A 16,947-nucleotide genomic window follows, 5' to 3' on the forward strand; every position below is an offset into this window, starting at 1 on the left:
CGGCATCGCCCATTCTACTGACCTCGCGCGCTTCGCCACATCGGGAAAGCACGCACCCGGCGCGCGATGCGCGCACGGGACGTTTTCTCTGCGTTCGCTACTTAGCCGATTTCGTCGAGCCGCTTGCCCGCCAGCGCGCGCTTGATGCCCTTGTCCATGCGGCGCGCGGCGAATTCGTCGGTGCCTTCGGCCAGCGCCTTGGTGGCGGTTTCGATCGCGTCGGTGTCGTCGCTCTGGACGATCTGCGCAAGCGCGGCGATGAGCGTGTCGAGCGCGGCGCGCTCGTCGGCGTCGAGCAGTTCGCCGTCGGCGGCCAGCGCCGATTGCGTCGCTTCGATCACGCGTTGCGCCTCGACCTGCGCTTCACGCAGCGCACGCGCGCGCATGTCGATGTCGGCGGTCTTGAAGCTCTCTTCGAGCATCTTGGCGATGTCGTTGTCTTCGAGGCCGTACGACGGCTTGACCACCACCGACGCCTCCACGCCCGAGAGCTGCTCGCGCGCGAACACCGACAGCAGCCCGTCCGCGTCCACCTGATAGGTCACGCGAATGCGCGCCGCGCCCGCCGCCATCGGCGGAATGCCGCGCAGCTCGAAGCGCGCGAGCGAACGGCAGTCGGCCACGAGCTCGCGCTCGCCCTGCACCACGTGGATCGCCATCGCGGTCTGGCCGTCCTTGAAGGTCGTGAAGTCCTGCGCGCGCGCGACCGGAATGGTCGAGTTGCGCGGGATGATCTTCTCGACGAGACCGCCCATCGTTTCCACGCCCAGCGAGAGCGGGATCACGTCGAGCAGCAGCCAGTCGTCGTCGCCGCCACGGTTGCCCGCCAGCAGATCGGCCTGAACCGCCGCGCCGAGCGCGACGACCTGGTCGGGATCGAGATTGGTGAGCGGCGCCTGGCCGAAATACTGTTCCACCGCGCGGCGGATCACCGGCATGCGCGTCGCGCCGCCGACCAGCACCACGCCCTTCACATCCTTCGCGCCGACCTTCGCATCGCGCAGCGCCTTCTTCGTGGGCGTGAGCGTGCGCTGCACGAGCGTCTGCGTGAGCGCCTCGAAACGCGCTTCGTCGATGACGACCGCGAGCGTCTTGCCGTTCGACAGCGTCACGTCGATGCGCGCTTCCGGCGCCGACGAGAGCGCTTCCTTCGCGTCGCGCGCGTGGTCGAGCAGCAGACGCACGTCTTCGGGCGCGAGCGCCGCGCGCTCGATGCCGCTTTGTTCCAGCACGTAATCGAACACGACGTGGTCGAAATCGTCGCCGCCGAGCGCCGAATCGCCGCCCGCCGCCAGCACTTCGAACACGCCCTTGGTGAGCTTCAGGATCGACAGATCGAAGGTGCCGCCGCCGAGGTCGTAGACCGCGTAGAGGCCTTCGGCGCCGTTGTCGAGACCGTAGGCGATCGCGGCCGCGGTCGGTTCGTTCAGCAGGCGCAGCACGTTCAGGCCCGCGAGACGCGCGGCGTCCTTGGTCGCCTGGCGCTGCGCTTCGTCGAAGTACGCGGGCACCGTGATGACCGCGCCGACGAGGTCGTCGCCGAGCGTGTCTTCGGCGCGCTGACGCAGCGTCGCGAGAATTTCCGCCGACACTTCCACCGGGCTCTTCACGCCGTCCACGGTCTCGATCTGCACCATGCCGGGCGCGTCGACGAACACATAGGGCGCGTTCGCCGCGCCTTCGACGTCGGCCTTGCCGCGGCCCATGAAGCGCTTGACCGACACGATCGTGTTGCGCGGATCGCTGGCCGCTTCGGCCTTCGCCGTGCGGCCGATGCGGCGGCCGCCGTTGGCCAGATAGCGCACGACGGAGGGCAGCAGCACGTGGCCGTCCGCGTCGGGCAGCACGTCGGGCACGCCGCTGCGCACGGCGGCGACGAGCGAGTTCGTCGTGCCGAGGTCGATGCCGACGGCGAGTCGCCGCTGGTGCGGCGCCGGCGCCATGCCGGGTTCGGAGATTTGCAGTAATGCCATCTGTGTGATCTGTTGCGGGCCGCCACGGGCAGCCCTGTCCTATGTTCTACGCTTTTTTCCGTGCGGCCGGGCGCGCAGCGCCCGGCAACGGTCTCAGCCTTCCAGCCGTTCGATCTGCGTCTCGATCTCGGCCGCGACGCGCTCGATGAACATGAGCTGGCGCACCGCTTCCGCCGCCGGCTGGTTCGAGCCGCTGTCGATCAGCGCCGCGAGCTTGGCGAGGCGCGCGCGCTCGTCGTCGCGCAATTCGCCGGACAGCGCGTCGAGCGCATCGACGTTCTTCGCATGCACGGCGTCCTCGATCGCTTCGCGCCATTCCATCTGCTGCATCAGGAACGCCGGCTCCATGGCCGTATTGTCCTCGGCGCCGACGTCGACGCCGCGCAGATGCAACAGGTATTTGGCGCGCTTGAGCGGATCGCGCAGCGTCTGATACGCCTCGTTCGCGCGCGTGGCCCATTGCATCGCCACGCGTTTTTGCGCGTCGCCGGCCGCAGCGAAGCGGTCCGGGTGAACCTGCGCCTGCACGGTGCGATAAGCGTGGTCGAGCGAATCGGCGTCGATCGCGAACTGCTCGGGCAGGCCGAACAGCACGAAGTGGCTATCGGAAAGCGATGAAAGCGAGGTCATCGGATAAAGCGTTCTTGTGGGGCCATCAAAATCAAAAAGGCGGCACAGGCCGCCTTTTCACCGCAACACACGGGCTCAAACGCGGAAGGACTCGCCGCAACCGCACTCGTCCTTCACGTTCGGGTTGTTGAACTTGAAGCCCTCGTTGAGGCCTTCGCGCACGAAATCGAGCTGCGTGCCGTCGATATAGGACAGGCTCTTCGGATCGACGATCACCTTCACGCCGAAGCTCTCGAACACGTTGTCCTCGGGCGCCAGGTCGTCGACATACTCGAGCTTGTACGCCAGTCCCGAGCACCCCGTCGTGCGCACGCCGAGGCGCAGGCCCACGCCCTTGCCGCGCCGGGTCAGGTACTTCTGCACGTGCTGTGCCGCTTTTTCCGTCAACGTAATAGCCATAGCGTTTTCGCCGCGCCCCGCCCCGCGTGCCTCAGGCTCGTGCCTGCTTCACCACGTTGCGACGCAACCTGCCTGCATCCAAAATCGTTAATCCCGCGGCGGCGCACCCGAAGGTTTGCCGCCGTTCTGCCCGCGCCGCGTTGCATCTCGCCGCGCGACCTGCCGCGCGCCTTAAACGGCGTCGGCCTTCGCTTCGGTCGTGTGACGCGTGCGGTAGTCGGCGACCGCTGCCTTGATCGCGTCTTCCGCGAGGATCGAGCAGTGGATCTTCACCGGCGGCAGCGCCAGTTCTTCGGCGATCTGCGTGTTCTTGATCGAGAGCGCTTCGTCGAGCGTCTTGCCCTTGACCCATTCCGTGACGAGCGAGCTCGAGGCGATTGCCGAGCCGCAGCCGTAGGTCTTGAACTTCGCGTCTTCGATCACGCCGTCCGCGCCCACGCGGATCTGCAGCTTCATCACGTCGCCGCAAGCCGGCGCGCCGACCATGCCCGTGCCGACCGTGTCGTCGTCCTTCGAGAACGAACCGACGTTACGCGGGTTTTCGTAGTGGTCCAGAACCTTGTCGCTATATGCCATGATCACACTCCTTCAATTCGTTGGCCGCGCGGCATGTTCGTGTGCGCTGCGGCCGGGTCGATATTCGCTTTGCGTCGCGTGAAACTTAGTGCGCTGCCCACTGGATGGTCGACAGATCGATGCCGTCCTTGTGCATTTCCCACAGCGGCGACAGTTCGCGCAGCTTGGCGATCTTCGTCTTCAGCAGGTTGATCACGTAGTCGACGTCCTGCTCCGTCGTGAAGCGGCCCACCGTGAAACGGATCGAGCTGTGGGCCAGTTCGTCGTTGCGGCCGAGCGCGCGCAGCACGTACGACGGCTCCAGCGAAGCCGACGTGCACGCCGAACCCGACGACACCGCCACGTCCTTCACCGCCATGATCAGCGACTCGCCTTCGACGAAGTTGAAGCTGATGTTCAGGTTGTGCGGGACGCGCTGCTCCATGTCGCCGTTCACGTAGGTTTCTTCGATTTCCGAGAGGCCCTTGAGCAGACGGTCGCGCAGCATGCGCACGCGCTCGTTTTCCGTGGCCATCTCTTCACGCGCGATGCGGAACGCTTCGCCCATGCCGACGATCTGGTGCGTGGCCAGCGTGCCCGAGCGCATGCCGCGCTCGTGACCGCCGCCGTGCATCTGCGCTTCGATACGCACGCGCGGCTTGCGACGCACGTACAGCGCGCCGATGCCCTTCGGGCCGTAGGTCTTGTGCGCCGAGAACGACATCAGGTCGACCTTGAGCTTTTGCAGGTCGATGGGCGCCTTGCCCGTCGATTGCGCGGCGTCGACGTGGAACACGATGCCCTTTTCGCGGCAGATTTCGCCGATCGTCTCGATGTCCTGGATCACGCCGATCTCGTTGTTCACGTGCATCACGGAAACGAGGATCGTGTCCGGGCGGATCGCCGCCTTGAACGCTTCGAGATCGATCAGGCCGTTTTCCAGCACCGGCAGATACGTGACTTCATAGCCTTCGCGCTCGAGTTCGCGGCAGGTGTCGAGCACGGCCTTGTGCTCGGTCTTCACCGTGATGATGTGCTTGCCCTTGCTCTTGTAGAAGTGGGCGGCACCCTTGATCGCGAGGTTGTCGGATTCGGTCGCGCCGGAGGTCCAGATGATTTCGCGCGGGTCGGCGTTGACGAGCGCGGCAACCTGCTCGCGCGCTTCCTCGACCGCACGCTCCGCGTCCCAGCCGTAGGCGTGGCTGCGCGAAGCCGGATTGCCGAACTGCTCGCGCAGGTACGGAATCATCTTGTCCACCACACGCGGGTCGACCGGCGTCGTCGCGCTGTAGTCCATGTAAATGGGCAGGTGGGGAATATCGTTATTCATCTATCGCTCCGGGGAATCTTTGTGCTGCGCTGTACTGTGTAGTGCGTCCTGGCGGCTCGGATCAAGCTCACGAACCGGCCATGTTGAAAATCGAGTTCGGCCCTAGCGGCACGGCCCTCACCGGCTCGACCGCGGGGGCTTCCGCGCGGCGGTCGCGCAGGACCGTGGGCGCGGCGCCTTCGCGGGCGCGCTGCTTGTCCACCAGATCCTTGAGCGACACGGAATCGAGGTACTCGACCATCTTCTGGTTCAGCGTGGACCAGAGTTCGTGCGTCATGCAGTGGCCGTCGTGCTGCTTGGTACCCTCGCACGCGCCCTTGCCGCCGCACTGGGTGGCATCGAGCGGCTCGTCCACGGCGATGATGATGTCCGCGACCGTGACGTCCTCCGCGCGACGCGCGAGGTTGTACCCGCCGCCCGGCCCGCGGACCGATTCGACGATTTCATGGCGGCGGAGCTTGCCGAACAGCTGTTCGAGGTACGACAGCGAAATGTGCTGGCGCTGGCTGATACCCGCAAGCGTCACCGGGCCCTGCTCCTGGCGCAGGGCCAGGTCGATCATCGCCGTGACGGCGAAACGGCCTTTCGTGGTGAGTCTCATGATGGTAGGGGAACCGCAATTCTCGACAATTTTCGTCAAGTATAAATACATGACTAGTTTAGTCAAGTATCCGTGCCGCCATTCGGGTTATTAGGCGTATGACGAAAAGGTAAAACGGCGCACTTTTTGCCAATGCGTGCGCCGCACCGTTCACTTCAATCCAGCAGTTGCGGACGCAGCGCCGCCAGCAAACCCGCGCAGGCGGCCTCGCACTGGTCGAGCACCGACTCGAAGCCCGCCGCGCCGCCAAAATAAGGGTCGGTCACCACACGATCCTTCGCGTTCGGCGCGAATTCCATCAGCAAGCGGATCTTGTCGCGCTCGCCGGCCGGCGCGACCTGATGCAGCGCGGTCACGTTGGCGTCGTCCATCGCGACGATCAGATCGAACGCCGCAAAATCGTCCCGCTCGATCTGGCGCGCGCGCAGCGGCGCGAGATCGTAGCCGCGCTGCTTGCCCGCGCGCTGGGCGCGCTCGTCGGGCGCCTCGCCGATGTGCCAGTTGCCCGTGCCCGCGGAATCGACCACCACGCGGCCATTCAGGCCCGCCTCGTCGACCATGCGCAGCATCACCGCTTCAGCCGTGGGCGAGCGGCAGATGTTGCCGAGGCAAACGAAACAGACGGAAACCTTGTTCATCGTGTCGGTGTGCGGGCTGGGCGTGGCGTGACCGGGTCAGCCGAATCCGCCAGGAAGCCCGTGCTATCGGATTCAAACCGGACTCGAACCGGACCGGCGCCAGCCGAATCCGCAATTATACAAAGTGCGGCAAATGCGCGCTGGCACGCCTTCGGCGCGACGCGCGCTCAGATCGTGCTGGCTTGCGGCAGCGGGCTCGCGCCACGCATGGCCTTGACCGGCGCCTTCACGTCGCCGCCATCGCCGACGAGGCCATACGACACGGCGCGCGCCAGCTCGGCGCTCACCTGATCGGCGGCGAGCGGCAGTTGCTGCTCGGCGGTATTCAAGGCATGTACCCATGCAATCGCCGCGAGCGGCACGATCAGTGCCAGCGGCCAATACACCACTATTTTCTTTCTCATGATGCGACTCTCTCTCGACTGTGGGGCGAGGTGCTTGAGACGCACTATCGCCAGTCGAAATGATATAGACGATCGCAATCAGGAAAAACCCGGCAAAGACGAACACACTGTTGCCGCAGGTTAAACAGTGGCGGATTTACGGTTGACGAGGCCGCGTTACGTTGGCGTCCAGATGCGTCTGGCGCGCCGCGTACAGTTCGCGGAACGTGCGACCGACCGGCGTCGGCATGTCGCGCCCCTCGGTCCAGCCGCGCGCGAACGGCAGCTTGCGGATCGCCTGCCCCCGTCGCCCCATACGCTCCAGTATGCGCACACCGAGTTTCGTCACGAGTCCGTACGCGGTGGGATGCAGGGCGAACCAGCCCCACACGGCCAGCGCGGCACGCTCGCTCCACGGCCGCAGCTTGCGTTCGGTCTGCTTCTCGCGCAGCTTGCGCAGCAGGTCCGAAAGCGGAATGCCGACCGGACACACGCTGTTGCACTCGCCGCATAGCGTGGCGGCCTGCGGCAGATCCAGCGCTTTTTCAATGCCGACGTAGCTGGGCGTGAGCACCGATCCCATCGGCCCCGGATAGACCCAGCCGTACGCGTGGCCACCGACCTTCTGATAGACGGGGCAGTGGTTCATGCACGCGCCGCATCGTATACAACGCAGCATTTCCTGGAATTCGCCGCCGATCAGCCCGGTGCGGCCGCCGTCGACGAGCACCACATACATATGCTCCGGCCCATCCTGGTCGCCGGGACCGCGTGGGCCGGTGAGCATCGAGAAATAGTTCGAGGTCGCCTGCCCCGTCGCCGAACGCGGCAGCAGGCGCATGGCGGTGGCGAGATCCTCGAGCGTGGGCAGCACCTTTTCGATGCCGGTGACCGCCACGTGCACGCGCGGCATGACCGTGCACATGCCCTCATTGCCCTCGTTCGTGACCAGCACGACCGAACCCGTCTCCGCGACGAGGAAGTTGCCGCCCGTCACCCCCATATCCGCCGACAGAAAATGCGGACGCAGCACTTCGCGCGCCTCACGCGTCATATCGGGAATTTCCGTCAGACGCGCTGTGTGATGCGTCTGCGCGAACAGGTCGGCGATCTCGTCCTTGTCCTTGTGGACGACGGGCGCAATGATGTGGCTCGGCGGCTCGTTGTTGTTGATCTGGAGGATGTACTCGCCAAGATCCGTCTCGATGGACTGCACGCCCATCTGCGCGAGCACGGTGTTGAGCTGCATCTCCTCCGAGACCATCGACTTCGTCTTGATGACCTTGCGCACCTCGTGCTTGCGAGCGATGTCGGCCACCAGTTGCGCCGCGTCGCGCGCGGTCTCCGCAAACAGGACCGTGACGCCGCGCCGCGTGGCCTCAGCCTCGAACTGCTCGATCCAGACGTCGAGATTCTCCAGCGCGCGATTGCGGCGCTCTTTCAACGCGGCGCGCGTGGCCGCGAAGTCGATGGCCGTGATGGCCTCCGCGCGCGCCGTGACGAACTTGGTCGAGAGTTTCTTCAGGTTCTGTTGCAGGCGCTGGTCGGCGAGCTTCTGGCCGGCGCGCGCCTTGAACTGCATCGATTGGACTTGCATGGCGTAGTGTCGGGCGATTGGGTGGCGTGAACGTGCGGATGGGGCAGCGTGCGGCAGAGCGACGCGTCAGACGTCGCCGGCCAGCACCTGCGCGATATGCAGCACGCGTGTGTGCGCGTCACCGGTGCGGCGCAGGCGCCCTTCGATGTTCAGCATGCAGCCGAGGTCGCCGAGCACCACCGCGCCCGCGCCGCTCGCCTGCACGTTCATGCATTTCTCGTCGACGATCGCGGTGGAAATCGCACCGTACTTGACCGCGAACGTGCCGCCAAAGCCGCAGCAATGCTCGCAGTCCTTCATCTCGTGGACTTCGACGCCTCGTTGCGCAAGCAACGCACGCGGCTGCGCCTTCACGCCCAACTCGCGCAGCCCCGAGCACGAATCGTGATACGTCACCGGGCCGCGAAACTCGCCTTCGGGCAACGCGACCTTCGCCACGTTGACCAGAAAGTCGGTCAGTTCGTACACGCGCTCGCGCAGCTTGCCGTAGCGCGACATCAGTTCGGGGTCGTCGCGGAACAGGTCGCCGTAATGCGCGCGGATCATGCCGCCGCACGAGCCCGACGGCACGACGACGTAGTCGAACTGTTCGAATTCGCGCAGCGTCTTTTCGGCCAGATCGCGCGCGAGCGCGCGTTCGCCGGAGTTGTAGGCCGGCTGACCGCAACAGGTTTGCGCGGGCGGCACGACGACTTCGTAGCCCGCCGATTCGAGCAGTTTGATCGTCGAAAAACCGATCTCGGGACGCATCGTGTCGATGAGGCAGGTGACGAACAAACCGACTCGCATGGGGACTCCTCCTAAAAACCGTCCCCGATTATCCGATGTTTCGCGCCCGCCACCAACGCGGGGCTGCCCGGGTTCCCTCCTCGCAGCGACGCTCAAAAGATAGCCGCTGCGCGCTTGATCCGGCACTGCGGCGGTGCAGCAGCAGGGCTCGCCAGGCGCTTACTTTTTTCACAATACGAGATACAATGAATTTTCCGCTTCACGCGTCAAACGAAATTGCACCCATGAGCGACACGAATCCGGATCCGAAGACCTCGATTCAGGTGATCGAGCGCATGATGCGGCTCCTAGACGCACTTGCCGCGCACACCGACCCCGTCAGCCTGAAAGAGCTGGCGCAACGCACCGAGCTGCACCCCTCGACTGCCCACCGAATCCTCAACGATATGGTGAGCTGCCGTCTGGTGGACCGCTCCGACCCCGGCACGTACCGGCTGGGCATGCGTCTGCTCGAACTCGGCAACCTCGTGAAGGCGCGCCTTTCGGTGCGTGACGCAGCGCTTTCGCCGATGCGCGAACTGCACCGCCTCACCGGGCAAACGGTCAACCTCTCCGTACGCCAGGGCGACGAAATCGTCTATATCGAGCGCGCGTATTCGGAGCGCTCGGGCATGCAGGTCGTGCGCGCCATTGGCGGCCGCGCGCCGCTGCACCTCACTTCGGTGGGCAAGCTTTTTCTCGCTGCCGACGAAGCCACCCGCGTGCGCGCTTATGCGACACGCACCGGCCTGTCGGGTCATACGCGCAACAGCATTACGGATCTCAGCCGCCTCGAACGCGAGCTCACGCACGTGCGCCAGCAATCGTGCGCGCGCGACAACGAAGAGCTCGAGCTGGGCGTTCGCTGCATTGCCGCGGGTATTTATGACGACACCGGCAAACTCGTGGCGGGCCTCTCGCTTTCCGCGCCCGCGGATCGCCTGCAGGACTCGTGGCTCGGTCAATTGAGCAAGACCGCGCTGACGATTTCGGAGTCGCTGGGTTATCACCCGGAACCGGTAGACGGACACGTGCAGACAGTCTGAAACCGGCACACCGACGCGCGGCGTCGCATCACACGAAGCGGAGGCACGACCTCCGCTTTTTTTCGCCCGCAAGTTTCAGCGCGCGGGATTTGGCGCGAGATTTGGCGCGAAACAGGACGTGAAGCTCATCCCACGAGCGCTTCGAGTTGCCGGTCAATCTGCGTGTCGAGCGCGCGCGCCTCTTTCGCGAGATTGACCTGCCGCGCCGAGCGCGCCGTTTCGAGCAATGCCTCGCTGATGCTGTAACCATCGCGGCCAACGAGCCACGCGAGGATGTCGCTCAAATGCCAGAGCGAGGGACTGCCTTCGTGGACCGGTTGCGGAAAGTCGTCCGCGTGAACGAGCATGAGCTTGCGCATGTTCTGTCGCGACATGCCCGTCATGTCCGCGACGTCGGTCAAGCCGACGAAGTCGGGCGCCGCTTCCACGAGCCGCGCGGACGGCACCGCCTCCTTCACGTTCTGCAAAGCCGTGTAGATGGCCTCCCATGCCGTTGCGCTGTCGCGCGTGAACGCCAGCGCGATACGCCCCGGCAAGCCGACGCCGATGGTGGCGTCGTCGCAACCCGCCTGCGCGAGTCGCTCGACGAGCGCGTTGTGGTCACTGTCTTCCGGTGCAAGCTGATACTTGAGCGTGAAAACGTATTCCATGCCTGACTCCTGCTTTATTCGTGCTTTATTCGTGCGTCACTCGTGCACTACTCGTGCTTTTGGGCTACCACGGCGCGCCGTGACGTGACCTGATGCGGCACGCCACCGCTTGCACTACCCGGCGGCACTACCGGCGGCGCGCTGACCGACCCCGGCGACGACGCCGTACAGTTGTCCACCACGCGCCTGAGCATGCTCGCGTGATTGCCCGCGCTCCTCGGCGTGCTCCAGATGCTCGTGATGCAAAATTCGCCGCAACGGCAGTCGGCCTGATTGAGCGGGCAAAACATTTTCCCCCACGCATGGCTGCGGCCTTTACCTGGTATAACTAACTAACCTCGACTCTCGGCGTGAACCAGCGCCGCCTCGACCTCTTTCTTTGCATGCGATCGTCTCATCGACCCACCCAGTGTATGTATCGTCAACATGGTTGTCAACTGACAACCGTCAAACTCCAGCCGGTCTCGATGCCCGGCTGGCCGCCTTGATTCATCACTGGAAATCTTGCCGATTGAACCGGCGCTCATACAGCTGGCCGGATGGCGTAGGCGCTCGCCCGACGCTCGTCGGAGCGCCGCCTGAAAACAAAAACGCCCCGCAGTTGCGGGGCGTTTTGCGAAACGAACTCGGTGTTGGCGCGATGCAGCTCAGGTGCCTGCGCCGCCTGCGTCCGCGCTGGTGATACGCGGCTGCTGATCGGCGCCGCCGTTGTCCAGCCAGGTGCGCACACGCGTGGCGTCGGCGAAGCGCGAGTACTTGCCGCTCGAATCCAGCAGCACCATGATCACCGGACGGCCATGCACGACCGTCTGCATCACGAGGCACTCGCCCGCTTCGTTGATGAAACCAGTCTTCTGCAGACCGATGTCCCACGACGGATTGCGGATCAGCGCGTTCGTGCTGTTGTAGGCGAGATTGCGCTTGCCCGTGAACACGTCGTAGCTGCGATCGGTCGAGAACTGACGGATCATCGGGTACTGATACGCCGCGTTGACCATCTTCACGAGGTCACGCGCGCTCGAGACATTGTGGCTCGTCAAACCCGTGGAGTTCTCGAAATGCGTATCGGTCATGCCGAGCTGCTTCGCCTTGGCGTTCATCGCGGCGATGAAGGCCGGACGGCCGCCCGGGTAGTAGCGCGAGAGCGCAGCGGCCGCGCGGTTTTCCGACGCCATCAGCGCGATGTGCAGCATGTCTTCACGCGACAGCACCGAGCCGACCGACAGGCGCGAGCCCGTGTTCTTCTCGTAGTCGCGATCTTCGTCGGTGACTTCGATCTGCTCGGTGAGCGGCGCCTTCGAGTCGAGCACGACCATCGCGGTCATGAGCTTCGAGATCGAGGCGATCGGCACCACGGCGCGCGAGTTCTTGTCGAACAGCGGCTCGAGCGAGTTCTGATCGACCACGTAGGCCACGCCCGAGCGCAGCATCAGCGAATCGGGCGTCTCATGCAGACCGAACGCCTGACCAGCGGTGGGCTGACGCGGCTCGAAAGCCACGCGGCGCACGGCCGTGTGATGACGGCCGTTCATCGTGTAGGCCACGCGGCGTTTCTTGGCCACCGGGCGCGCGTCGTCGTCCTTAGCCGCGACGGTGCGGGCAGCGCCCGCCTTCTTCGCAACCTTGGCCGATGCCGGCGCAACCTTCTTGGTGGACTTCTTCGCCTTGGCCGTCTTGGCCGCAGCGGTGTTCTGCGACGCAGCAAACGCGCCTTCTGGCACGAATAGCGTCGTGCTGATGGCCACGGACACAGCCACCGACAGCGCGGTGCTGACAACCGATGAGGGCACCAGCTTGAACGACAGGAATTTGTCGGATTTCATTGGTGTTCTGGATGGAGCGGCGGGATCGTTCGCCAAGTGTAGTAAAACCACGAAAAATTCGCAAATTGAAGCACTTATGGCTACTCGTTAAACCGAAATCTGGTTCTTGATTGAGTAGACCAATACACTTCGCATTCTCGATGGACAGAGACAATCGTCCGGGCGGTCCCGCCCTGCTGCGCCAATGGCCGGCAACTATTGCTGTCGCCTACGCATTAACGGCGCGCGTCATGCAGAACTTTATGTGGGATCAATACCGGGGACGATGCTCAGACGCCTATGCCGCCGAAACGCACGACGCGCGTTCGACCGGAATGGATCTTTAACGTTCCGTGACGCAATCTGGTGGACGCGTTAAGTGAAATCCCGCATGAGGCTTCCTCGAATCCGACGGCGCAACCTCCGACGCGCCGTCAGCCTCAATCTTGCCAGAATCAGCGCGCATATGCCTGGCCTTGTCCAGCAAGGCTTGGCGGCGGTTCGCGCCCGTCCAGCGCGGGGCGCCATGCCGCACACCGCCAACCGGCACGCAAATTGCCACATGCCAACCGCATAAGTGTTTGTTTAATAACAATTAAATGCCATGGTGCGGCGCACCACAAGACGCTTGACTTTCGCCTCAGGCATCCTAAAATCGTCTTCAATGTTGCGACGCACCAAAGCGTCCGGCAGATCACCCAGCGTCTTGCCACTTACTCCAGGCGGCCCACCCACACGAGGCTGCCAACCATCCAGGAGCGTAAACATGAGTCTGCTGACCCCTGAGCAATTCGTCGCCGCCCAAAAAGCCAACCTCGAAACCCTGTTCGGTCTAACCGGCAAGGCCTTCGAAGGCGTGGAAAAGCTGGTCGAATTGAACCTTCAGGCCGTTCGCTCGAATCTGGCGGAATCGCAGGAGCACGCGCAGCGCGCGTTGTCGGTGAAGGATGCGCAGGAACTGCTCGCGCTCCAGTCGAGCTACGCCCAGCCGCTCGCCGAAAAGGTGCTCTCGTACGGCCGCCACGTGTATGAAATCGCGTCGGCCACGCAAGCCGAATTCGCCAAGGTCGCCGAAGCCCACTACGAAGAGCAGAACCGCAAGGTGCAGTCGCTCGTCGACAACGTCGCGAAGAACGCGCCCGCCGGTTCGGAAACCGCCGTCGCCGTGATCAAGTCGGCCATCAACGCCGCGAACACCACGTACGAAACGGTCCACAAGGCCACCAAGCAAGCGGTCGAAATGGCCGAAAGCAACTTCAACGCCGCCACCGCCGCGGCCAGCAAGGCTGCCGCACAAGCCTCGCGCTCGGCTGCCGCTTCGGCCAAGAAGACGGTCTGAGGCCGGTTGTCGGCACACGCAGCCGGCGCACGCCGGCTGCCGGCTGACTGAAACCCGCCGAACCGGAGCGCGCGCTGCAACGGCTGCGCGCTCCGACACCGACGCTCCGGCACGCCGCAAGGCGTGCCGCTTACCCGGTCGCCGACCGGGAATCTTTTTTAGCGCTCCGGCGCGCCTCTCGACCTCTTCGTCAGCCCGATCAGAAAGATCCGAGCGTCGCATAAAGAAAAACGGCGCACTCCCTGCGGAGTGCGCCGTTTGCTTACGTCTGTCTGCTTACGTGCATGCCGCCTGCGACAGCGGCACGCCACGTCTTACTTCTTTTTCTGCGGCGGCAGATCGGTACAGACGCCTTCGTACAACTCGGCGGCCATGCCGACGGATTCGCCCAGCGTCGGGTGCGGGTGAATCGTCTTGCCGATATCGGTTGCATCCGCGCCCATTTCCACCGCGAGGCAGACTTCGCTGATCAGATCGCCGGCGTTCAGACCGACGATGCCGCCGCCGATCACACGATGCGTCTCTTCGTCGAAAATCAGCTTCGTGAAGCCCTCGTCGCGACCGTTGGCGATCGCGCGGCCCGAAGCGGCCCACGGGAACACTGCCTTGCCGTACTTGATGCCTTCGGCCTTGCACTGCTCTTCCGTCTTGCCGGCCCACGCCACTTCCGGATCGGTGTAGGCCACCGACGGGATCTGCAGCGCGTCGAAGTACGCCTTCTCGCCGTGCGCCGCTTCCGCCGCCACGTGGCCTTCATGCACGGCCTTGTGTGCGAGCATCGGCTGGCCAACCACGTCGCCGATCGCGAAGATGTGCGGCACGTTGGTGCGCATCTGCTTGTCGACTTCGATGAAGCCGCGATCGGTCACCGCCACGCCGGCCTTGTCCGCGCCGATCTTCTTGCCGTTGGGCGAGCGGCCCACGGCGACCAGCACGAGGTCGTAACGCTGCGCTTCGGCCGGAGCCTTTTCGCCTTCGAACGTGACGTAGATGCCATCTTCCTTCGCTTCGGCCTTCGTCGTTTTGGTCTTGAGCATGACATTCGCGAAACGCTTCGCGTTGTACTTCTCCCAGACCTTCACGAGATCGCGGTCCGCGCCGGCCATCAGGCCGTCGAGCATTTCCACGACATCGATCTGCGCGCCGAGCGTCGAGTAGACCGTCGCCATTTCCAGACCGATGATGCCGCCGCCGATCACCAGCATCTTCTGCGGCAGCTGACGCAGTTCCAGCGCGCCGGTCGAATCGACCACGCGCGGATCTTCCGGCATGAACGGCAGCTTCACGGCCTGCGAACCCGCAGCGATGATCGCCTGCTTGAACTTGACGATCTTCTTGCCGCCCTCGCCCGCCACTTCCATGTGGTGCGGATCGATGAACGAACCGAGGCCCGTCACGACTTCGACCTTGCGCGCCTTGGCCATGCCGGCGAGACCACCAGTCAGCTTCTTGACGACGCCCGACTTGAAGTCGCGCAGCTTGTCGAGATCGACTTGCGGCTTGCCGAACGAGATGCCGTGCGATTCGAGCGACGCGGCTTCGTCGATCACCAGCGCCGTGTGCAGCAGCGCCTTCGACGGAATGCAGCCGACGTTCAGACACACGCCGCCGAGCGTCGCATAACGCTCGACCAGCACAGTCTTCATGCCGAGGTCGGCGGAGCGGAACGCCGCCGAGTAGCCGCCGGGGCCCGCGCCGAGCACGAGCATGTCGCATTCGACGTCGGCGCTGCCACTGAAGCTGCCGGCTTGCGGCGCAGGTGCAGCAGCCTTCGGCGCTTCGGCCGCCTTGGGCGCTTCGGCCTTCGGTGCTTCCGCCTTCGGAGCGGGCGCAGCCGCGCCTTCCGACACTTCGACGATCGCGACCAGCGTGCCTTGCGACGCCTTGTCGCCGGCCTTGATCTTCACTTCCTTGACCGTGCCCGCGACATCGCTGGGCACTTCCATCGTGGCCTTGTCCGACTCGAGCGAGACGAGCGTCTGCTCCTTCTCGATCACGTCGCCCGGCTTGATGTTGACTTCGATGACGTCGATGTCCTTGAAGTCGCCGATATCCGGCACTTTCACTTCGACGAGACTCATGGTGTCCCCTTCAGGAACGACCGGCCGCACCGGTCGCGGCACGCATCGGCTTGAACAGCGGATGCGGCGCGACGGCGCTGGCCGGTCGAAACGGTTTTACAGGATCACGCGGCGGAAATCGCCGAGGATCTGGCCGAGGTACGCGTTGAAGCGCGCGGCAGCCGCGCCGTCGATCACGCGGTGGTCGTACGAGAGCGAGAGCGGCAGCGTGAGACGCGGCACGAACTGCTTGCCGTCCCACACGGGCTTCATCGCGCTCTTCGACAGGCCGAGGATCGCCACTTCCGGCGCATTGATGATCGGCGTGAAATGCGTGCCGCCGATGCCGCCGAGCGACGAGATCGAGAAGCAGCCGCCTTGCATCTGGTCCGGCTTGAGCTTGCCTTCACGCGCGAGCTTCGACAGATCGGTCATTTCCTTCGCGATGTCGACGAGACCCTTCTTGTCGGCGTCGCGGATCACCGGAACGACGAGGCCGTTCGGCGTATCGGCGGCAAAACCGATATGGAAGTACTGCTTGAAGACGAGGTTGTCGCCGTCGAGGCTCGCGTTGAACGCCGGGAACTTCTTGAGCGCCGCAACCACTGCCTTGATGACGAACGCCAGCATCGTGAACTTCACGCCGGCCTTCTCGTTTTCCTTGTTCAGTTGCACGCGCAGCGCTTCGAGGTCGGTGATGTCCGCTTCGTCGTTGTTCGTGACGTGCGGGATCATGACCCAGTTGCGATGCAGGTTCGCGCCCGAGATCTTCTTGATGCGCGACAGCGGCTGCGTGTCGATCGGACCGAACTTCGTGAAGTCGACCTTCGGCCACGGCAGCAGGTTCAGACCCGCGCCGCTTGCCGGCGCCGCAGCGGCAGCCGGAGCCGCCGTCTGGCCGCTCATGACGCCCTTCACGAATGCCGTGACGTCGGCTTGCGTGATGCGGCCCTTCGGACCCGTGCCCGGCACGCGACCCACGTCGACGCCCAGATCGCGCGCGAACTTGCGCACCGACGGCGAAGCGTGGCTCGGACGGCGCGAACCGCCTTCGCCGGCCGGAATGATCGGGGCTTGCGCGAGTGCCGACGGCGCAGCGGGCGCGGCCTTGGCGGGCGCAGCCTGCGGTGCGTCGGACGGCTGTTCGGCGGGCGCCTTCGCAGCCGGTGCGGGCGC

At 64.6% G+C, this 16,947-nt stretch carries 16 protein-coding genes and 1 pseudogene; 2 read left to right on the top strand and 15 right to left on the bottom strand.

Annotated elements, in window-relative coordinates; genetic code table 11:
* Positions 1 to 101: 101 nt before the first annotated feature.
* The 10 genes from hscA to G3N97_RS19750 form a co-directional block, all read right to left on the bottom strand.
* Positions 102 to 1,973, bottom strand: coding sequence for a Fe-S protein assembly chaperone HscA (gene hscA / locus G3N97_RS19705; protein WP_205994721.1), 1,872 nt, complete (start codon positions 1,971 to 1,973; stop codon positions 102 to 104).
* Between the two features lie 93 nt (positions 1,974 to 2,066).
* On the bottom strand, positions 2,067 to 2,603 hold the full coding sequence (gene hscB / locus G3N97_RS19710) for a Fe-S protein assembly co-chaperone HscB (RefSeq protein WP_065060265.1): 537 nt from the start codon (positions 2,601 to 2,603) through the stop codon (positions 2,067 to 2,069).
* A 75-nt stretch (positions 2,604 to 2,678) separates the two neighbouring features.
* Positions 2,679 to 3,002 carry an iron-sulfur cluster assembly protein IscA gene (gene iscA / locus G3N97_RS19715; protein WP_065060266.1) on the bottom strand — a complete coding sequence of 108 codons (324 nt, stop codon included), beginning with the start codon at positions 3,000 to 3,002 and terminating at the stop codon, positions 2,679 to 2,681.
* Positions 3,003 to 3,173: 171 nt separating this feature from the next.
* Complete coding sequence (iscU, locus tag G3N97_RS19720; protein ID WP_065060267.1) at positions 3,174 to 3,578, bottom strand: Fe-S cluster assembly scaffold IscU; 405 nt, start codon at positions 3,576 to 3,578, stop codon at positions 3,174 to 3,176.
* An 85-nt stretch (positions 3,579 to 3,663) separates the two neighbouring features.
* Complete coding sequence (locus G3N97_RS19725) at positions 3,664 to 4,887, bottom strand: IscS subfamily cysteine desulfurase (protein ID WP_065060268.1); 1,224 nt, start codon at positions 4,885 to 4,887, stop codon at positions 3,664 to 3,666.
* A 67-nt stretch (positions 4,888 to 4,954) separates the two neighbouring features.
* Entirely contained in the window at positions 4,955 to 5,488 is a 534-nt protein-coding gene (gene iscR, locus G3N97_RS19730) for a Fe-S cluster assembly transcriptional regulator IscR (protein WP_065060269.1), read from the bottom strand.
* A gap of 155 nt (positions 5,489 to 5,643) precedes the next feature.
* Complete coding sequence (locus tag G3N97_RS19735) at positions 5,644 to 6,126, bottom strand: low molecular weight protein-tyrosine-phosphatase (RefSeq protein ID WP_205994722.1); 483 nt, start codon at positions 6,124 to 6,126, stop codon at positions 5,644 to 5,646.
* A 167-nt stretch (positions 6,127 to 6,293) separates the two neighbouring features.
* Positions 6,294 to 6,530, bottom strand: coding sequence for a hypothetical protein (locus tag G3N97_RS19740; protein WP_205994723.1), 237 nt, complete (start codon positions 6,528 to 6,530; stop codon positions 6,294 to 6,296).
* A 136-nt stretch (positions 6,531 to 6,666) separates the two neighbouring features.
* On the bottom strand, positions 6,667 to 8,106 hold the full coding sequence (locus tag G3N97_RS19745; RefSeq protein WP_205994724.1) for a lactate utilization protein B: 1,440 nt from the start codon (positions 8,104 to 8,106) through the stop codon (positions 6,667 to 6,669).
* A 66-nt stretch (positions 8,107 to 8,172) separates the two neighbouring features.
* A complete protein-coding gene (locus tag G3N97_RS19750) occupies positions 8,173 to 8,895 on the bottom strand; it encodes a (Fe-S)-binding protein (protein WP_205994725.1) in 723 nt (240 codons plus the stop codon).
* A gap of 224 nt (positions 8,896 to 9,119) precedes the next feature.
* Here G3N97_RS19750 and G3N97_RS19755 point away from each other — a divergent pair, with 224 nt between their 5' ends.
* Positions 9,120 to 9,920, top strand: coding sequence for an IclR family transcriptional regulator (locus tag G3N97_RS19755; RefSeq protein WP_205994726.1), 801 nt, complete (start codon positions 9,120 to 9,122; stop codon positions 9,918 to 9,920).
* A 125-nt stretch (positions 9,921 to 10,045) separates the two neighbouring features.
* Here the strand turns inward: G3N97_RS19755 and G3N97_RS19760 are convergent, their stop codons facing one another.
* From G3N97_RS19760 to pbpG, 3 genes and pseudogenes are all read right to left on the bottom strand, one after another.
* Complete coding sequence (locus G3N97_RS19760; protein WP_205994727.1) at positions 10,046 to 10,570, bottom strand: DNA-binding protein; 525 nt, start codon at positions 10,568 to 10,570, stop codon at positions 10,046 to 10,048.
* Positions 10,571 to 10,734: 164 nt separating this feature from the next.
* A pseudogene (locus G3N97_RS39485) lies at positions 10,735 to 10,968 on the bottom strand (hypothetical protein); the annotation flags it as partial.
* Positions 10,969 to 11,217: 249 nt separating this feature from the next.
* Complete coding sequence (pbpG, locus tag G3N97_RS19765; RefSeq protein ID WP_065060275.1) at positions 11,218 to 12,393, bottom strand: D-alanyl-D-alanine endopeptidase; 1,176 nt, start codon at positions 12,391 to 12,393, stop codon at positions 11,218 to 11,220.
* Positions 12,394 to 13,138: 745 nt separating this feature from the next.
* Here pbpG and G3N97_RS19770 point away from each other — a divergent pair.
* Positions 13,139 to 13,711, top strand: coding sequence for a phasin family protein (locus G3N97_RS19770; protein WP_205994728.1), 573 nt, complete (start codon positions 13,139 to 13,141; stop codon positions 13,709 to 13,711).
* A gap of 314 nt (positions 13,712 to 14,025) precedes the next feature.
* Here the strand turns inward: G3N97_RS19770 and lpdA are convergent, their stop codons facing one another.
* Together lpdA and G3N97_RS19780 are read right to left on the bottom strand one after the other, a co-directional pair.
* The gene (gene lpdA / locus G3N97_RS19775; RefSeq protein ID WP_074984414.1) at positions 14,026 to 15,792 is read right to left on the bottom strand and encodes a dihydrolipoyl dehydrogenase; all 1,767 of its coding nucleotides are present in this window, start codon (positions 15,790 to 15,792) and stop codon (positions 14,026 to 14,028) included.
* Between the two features lie 96 nt (positions 15,793 to 15,888).
* Positions 15,889 to 16,947 (bottom strand): dihydrolipoyllysine-residue acetyltransferase (locus G3N97_RS19780; RefSeq protein WP_205994729.1); only part of this gene is annotated, 1,059 nt, incomplete at its 5' end.

The organism is Paraburkholderia sp. Ac-20347, assembly GCF_017104805.1.
Classification (GTDB): domain Bacteria; phylum Pseudomonadota; class Gammaproteobacteria; order Burkholderiales; family Burkholderiaceae; genus Paraburkholderia; species Paraburkholderia tropica.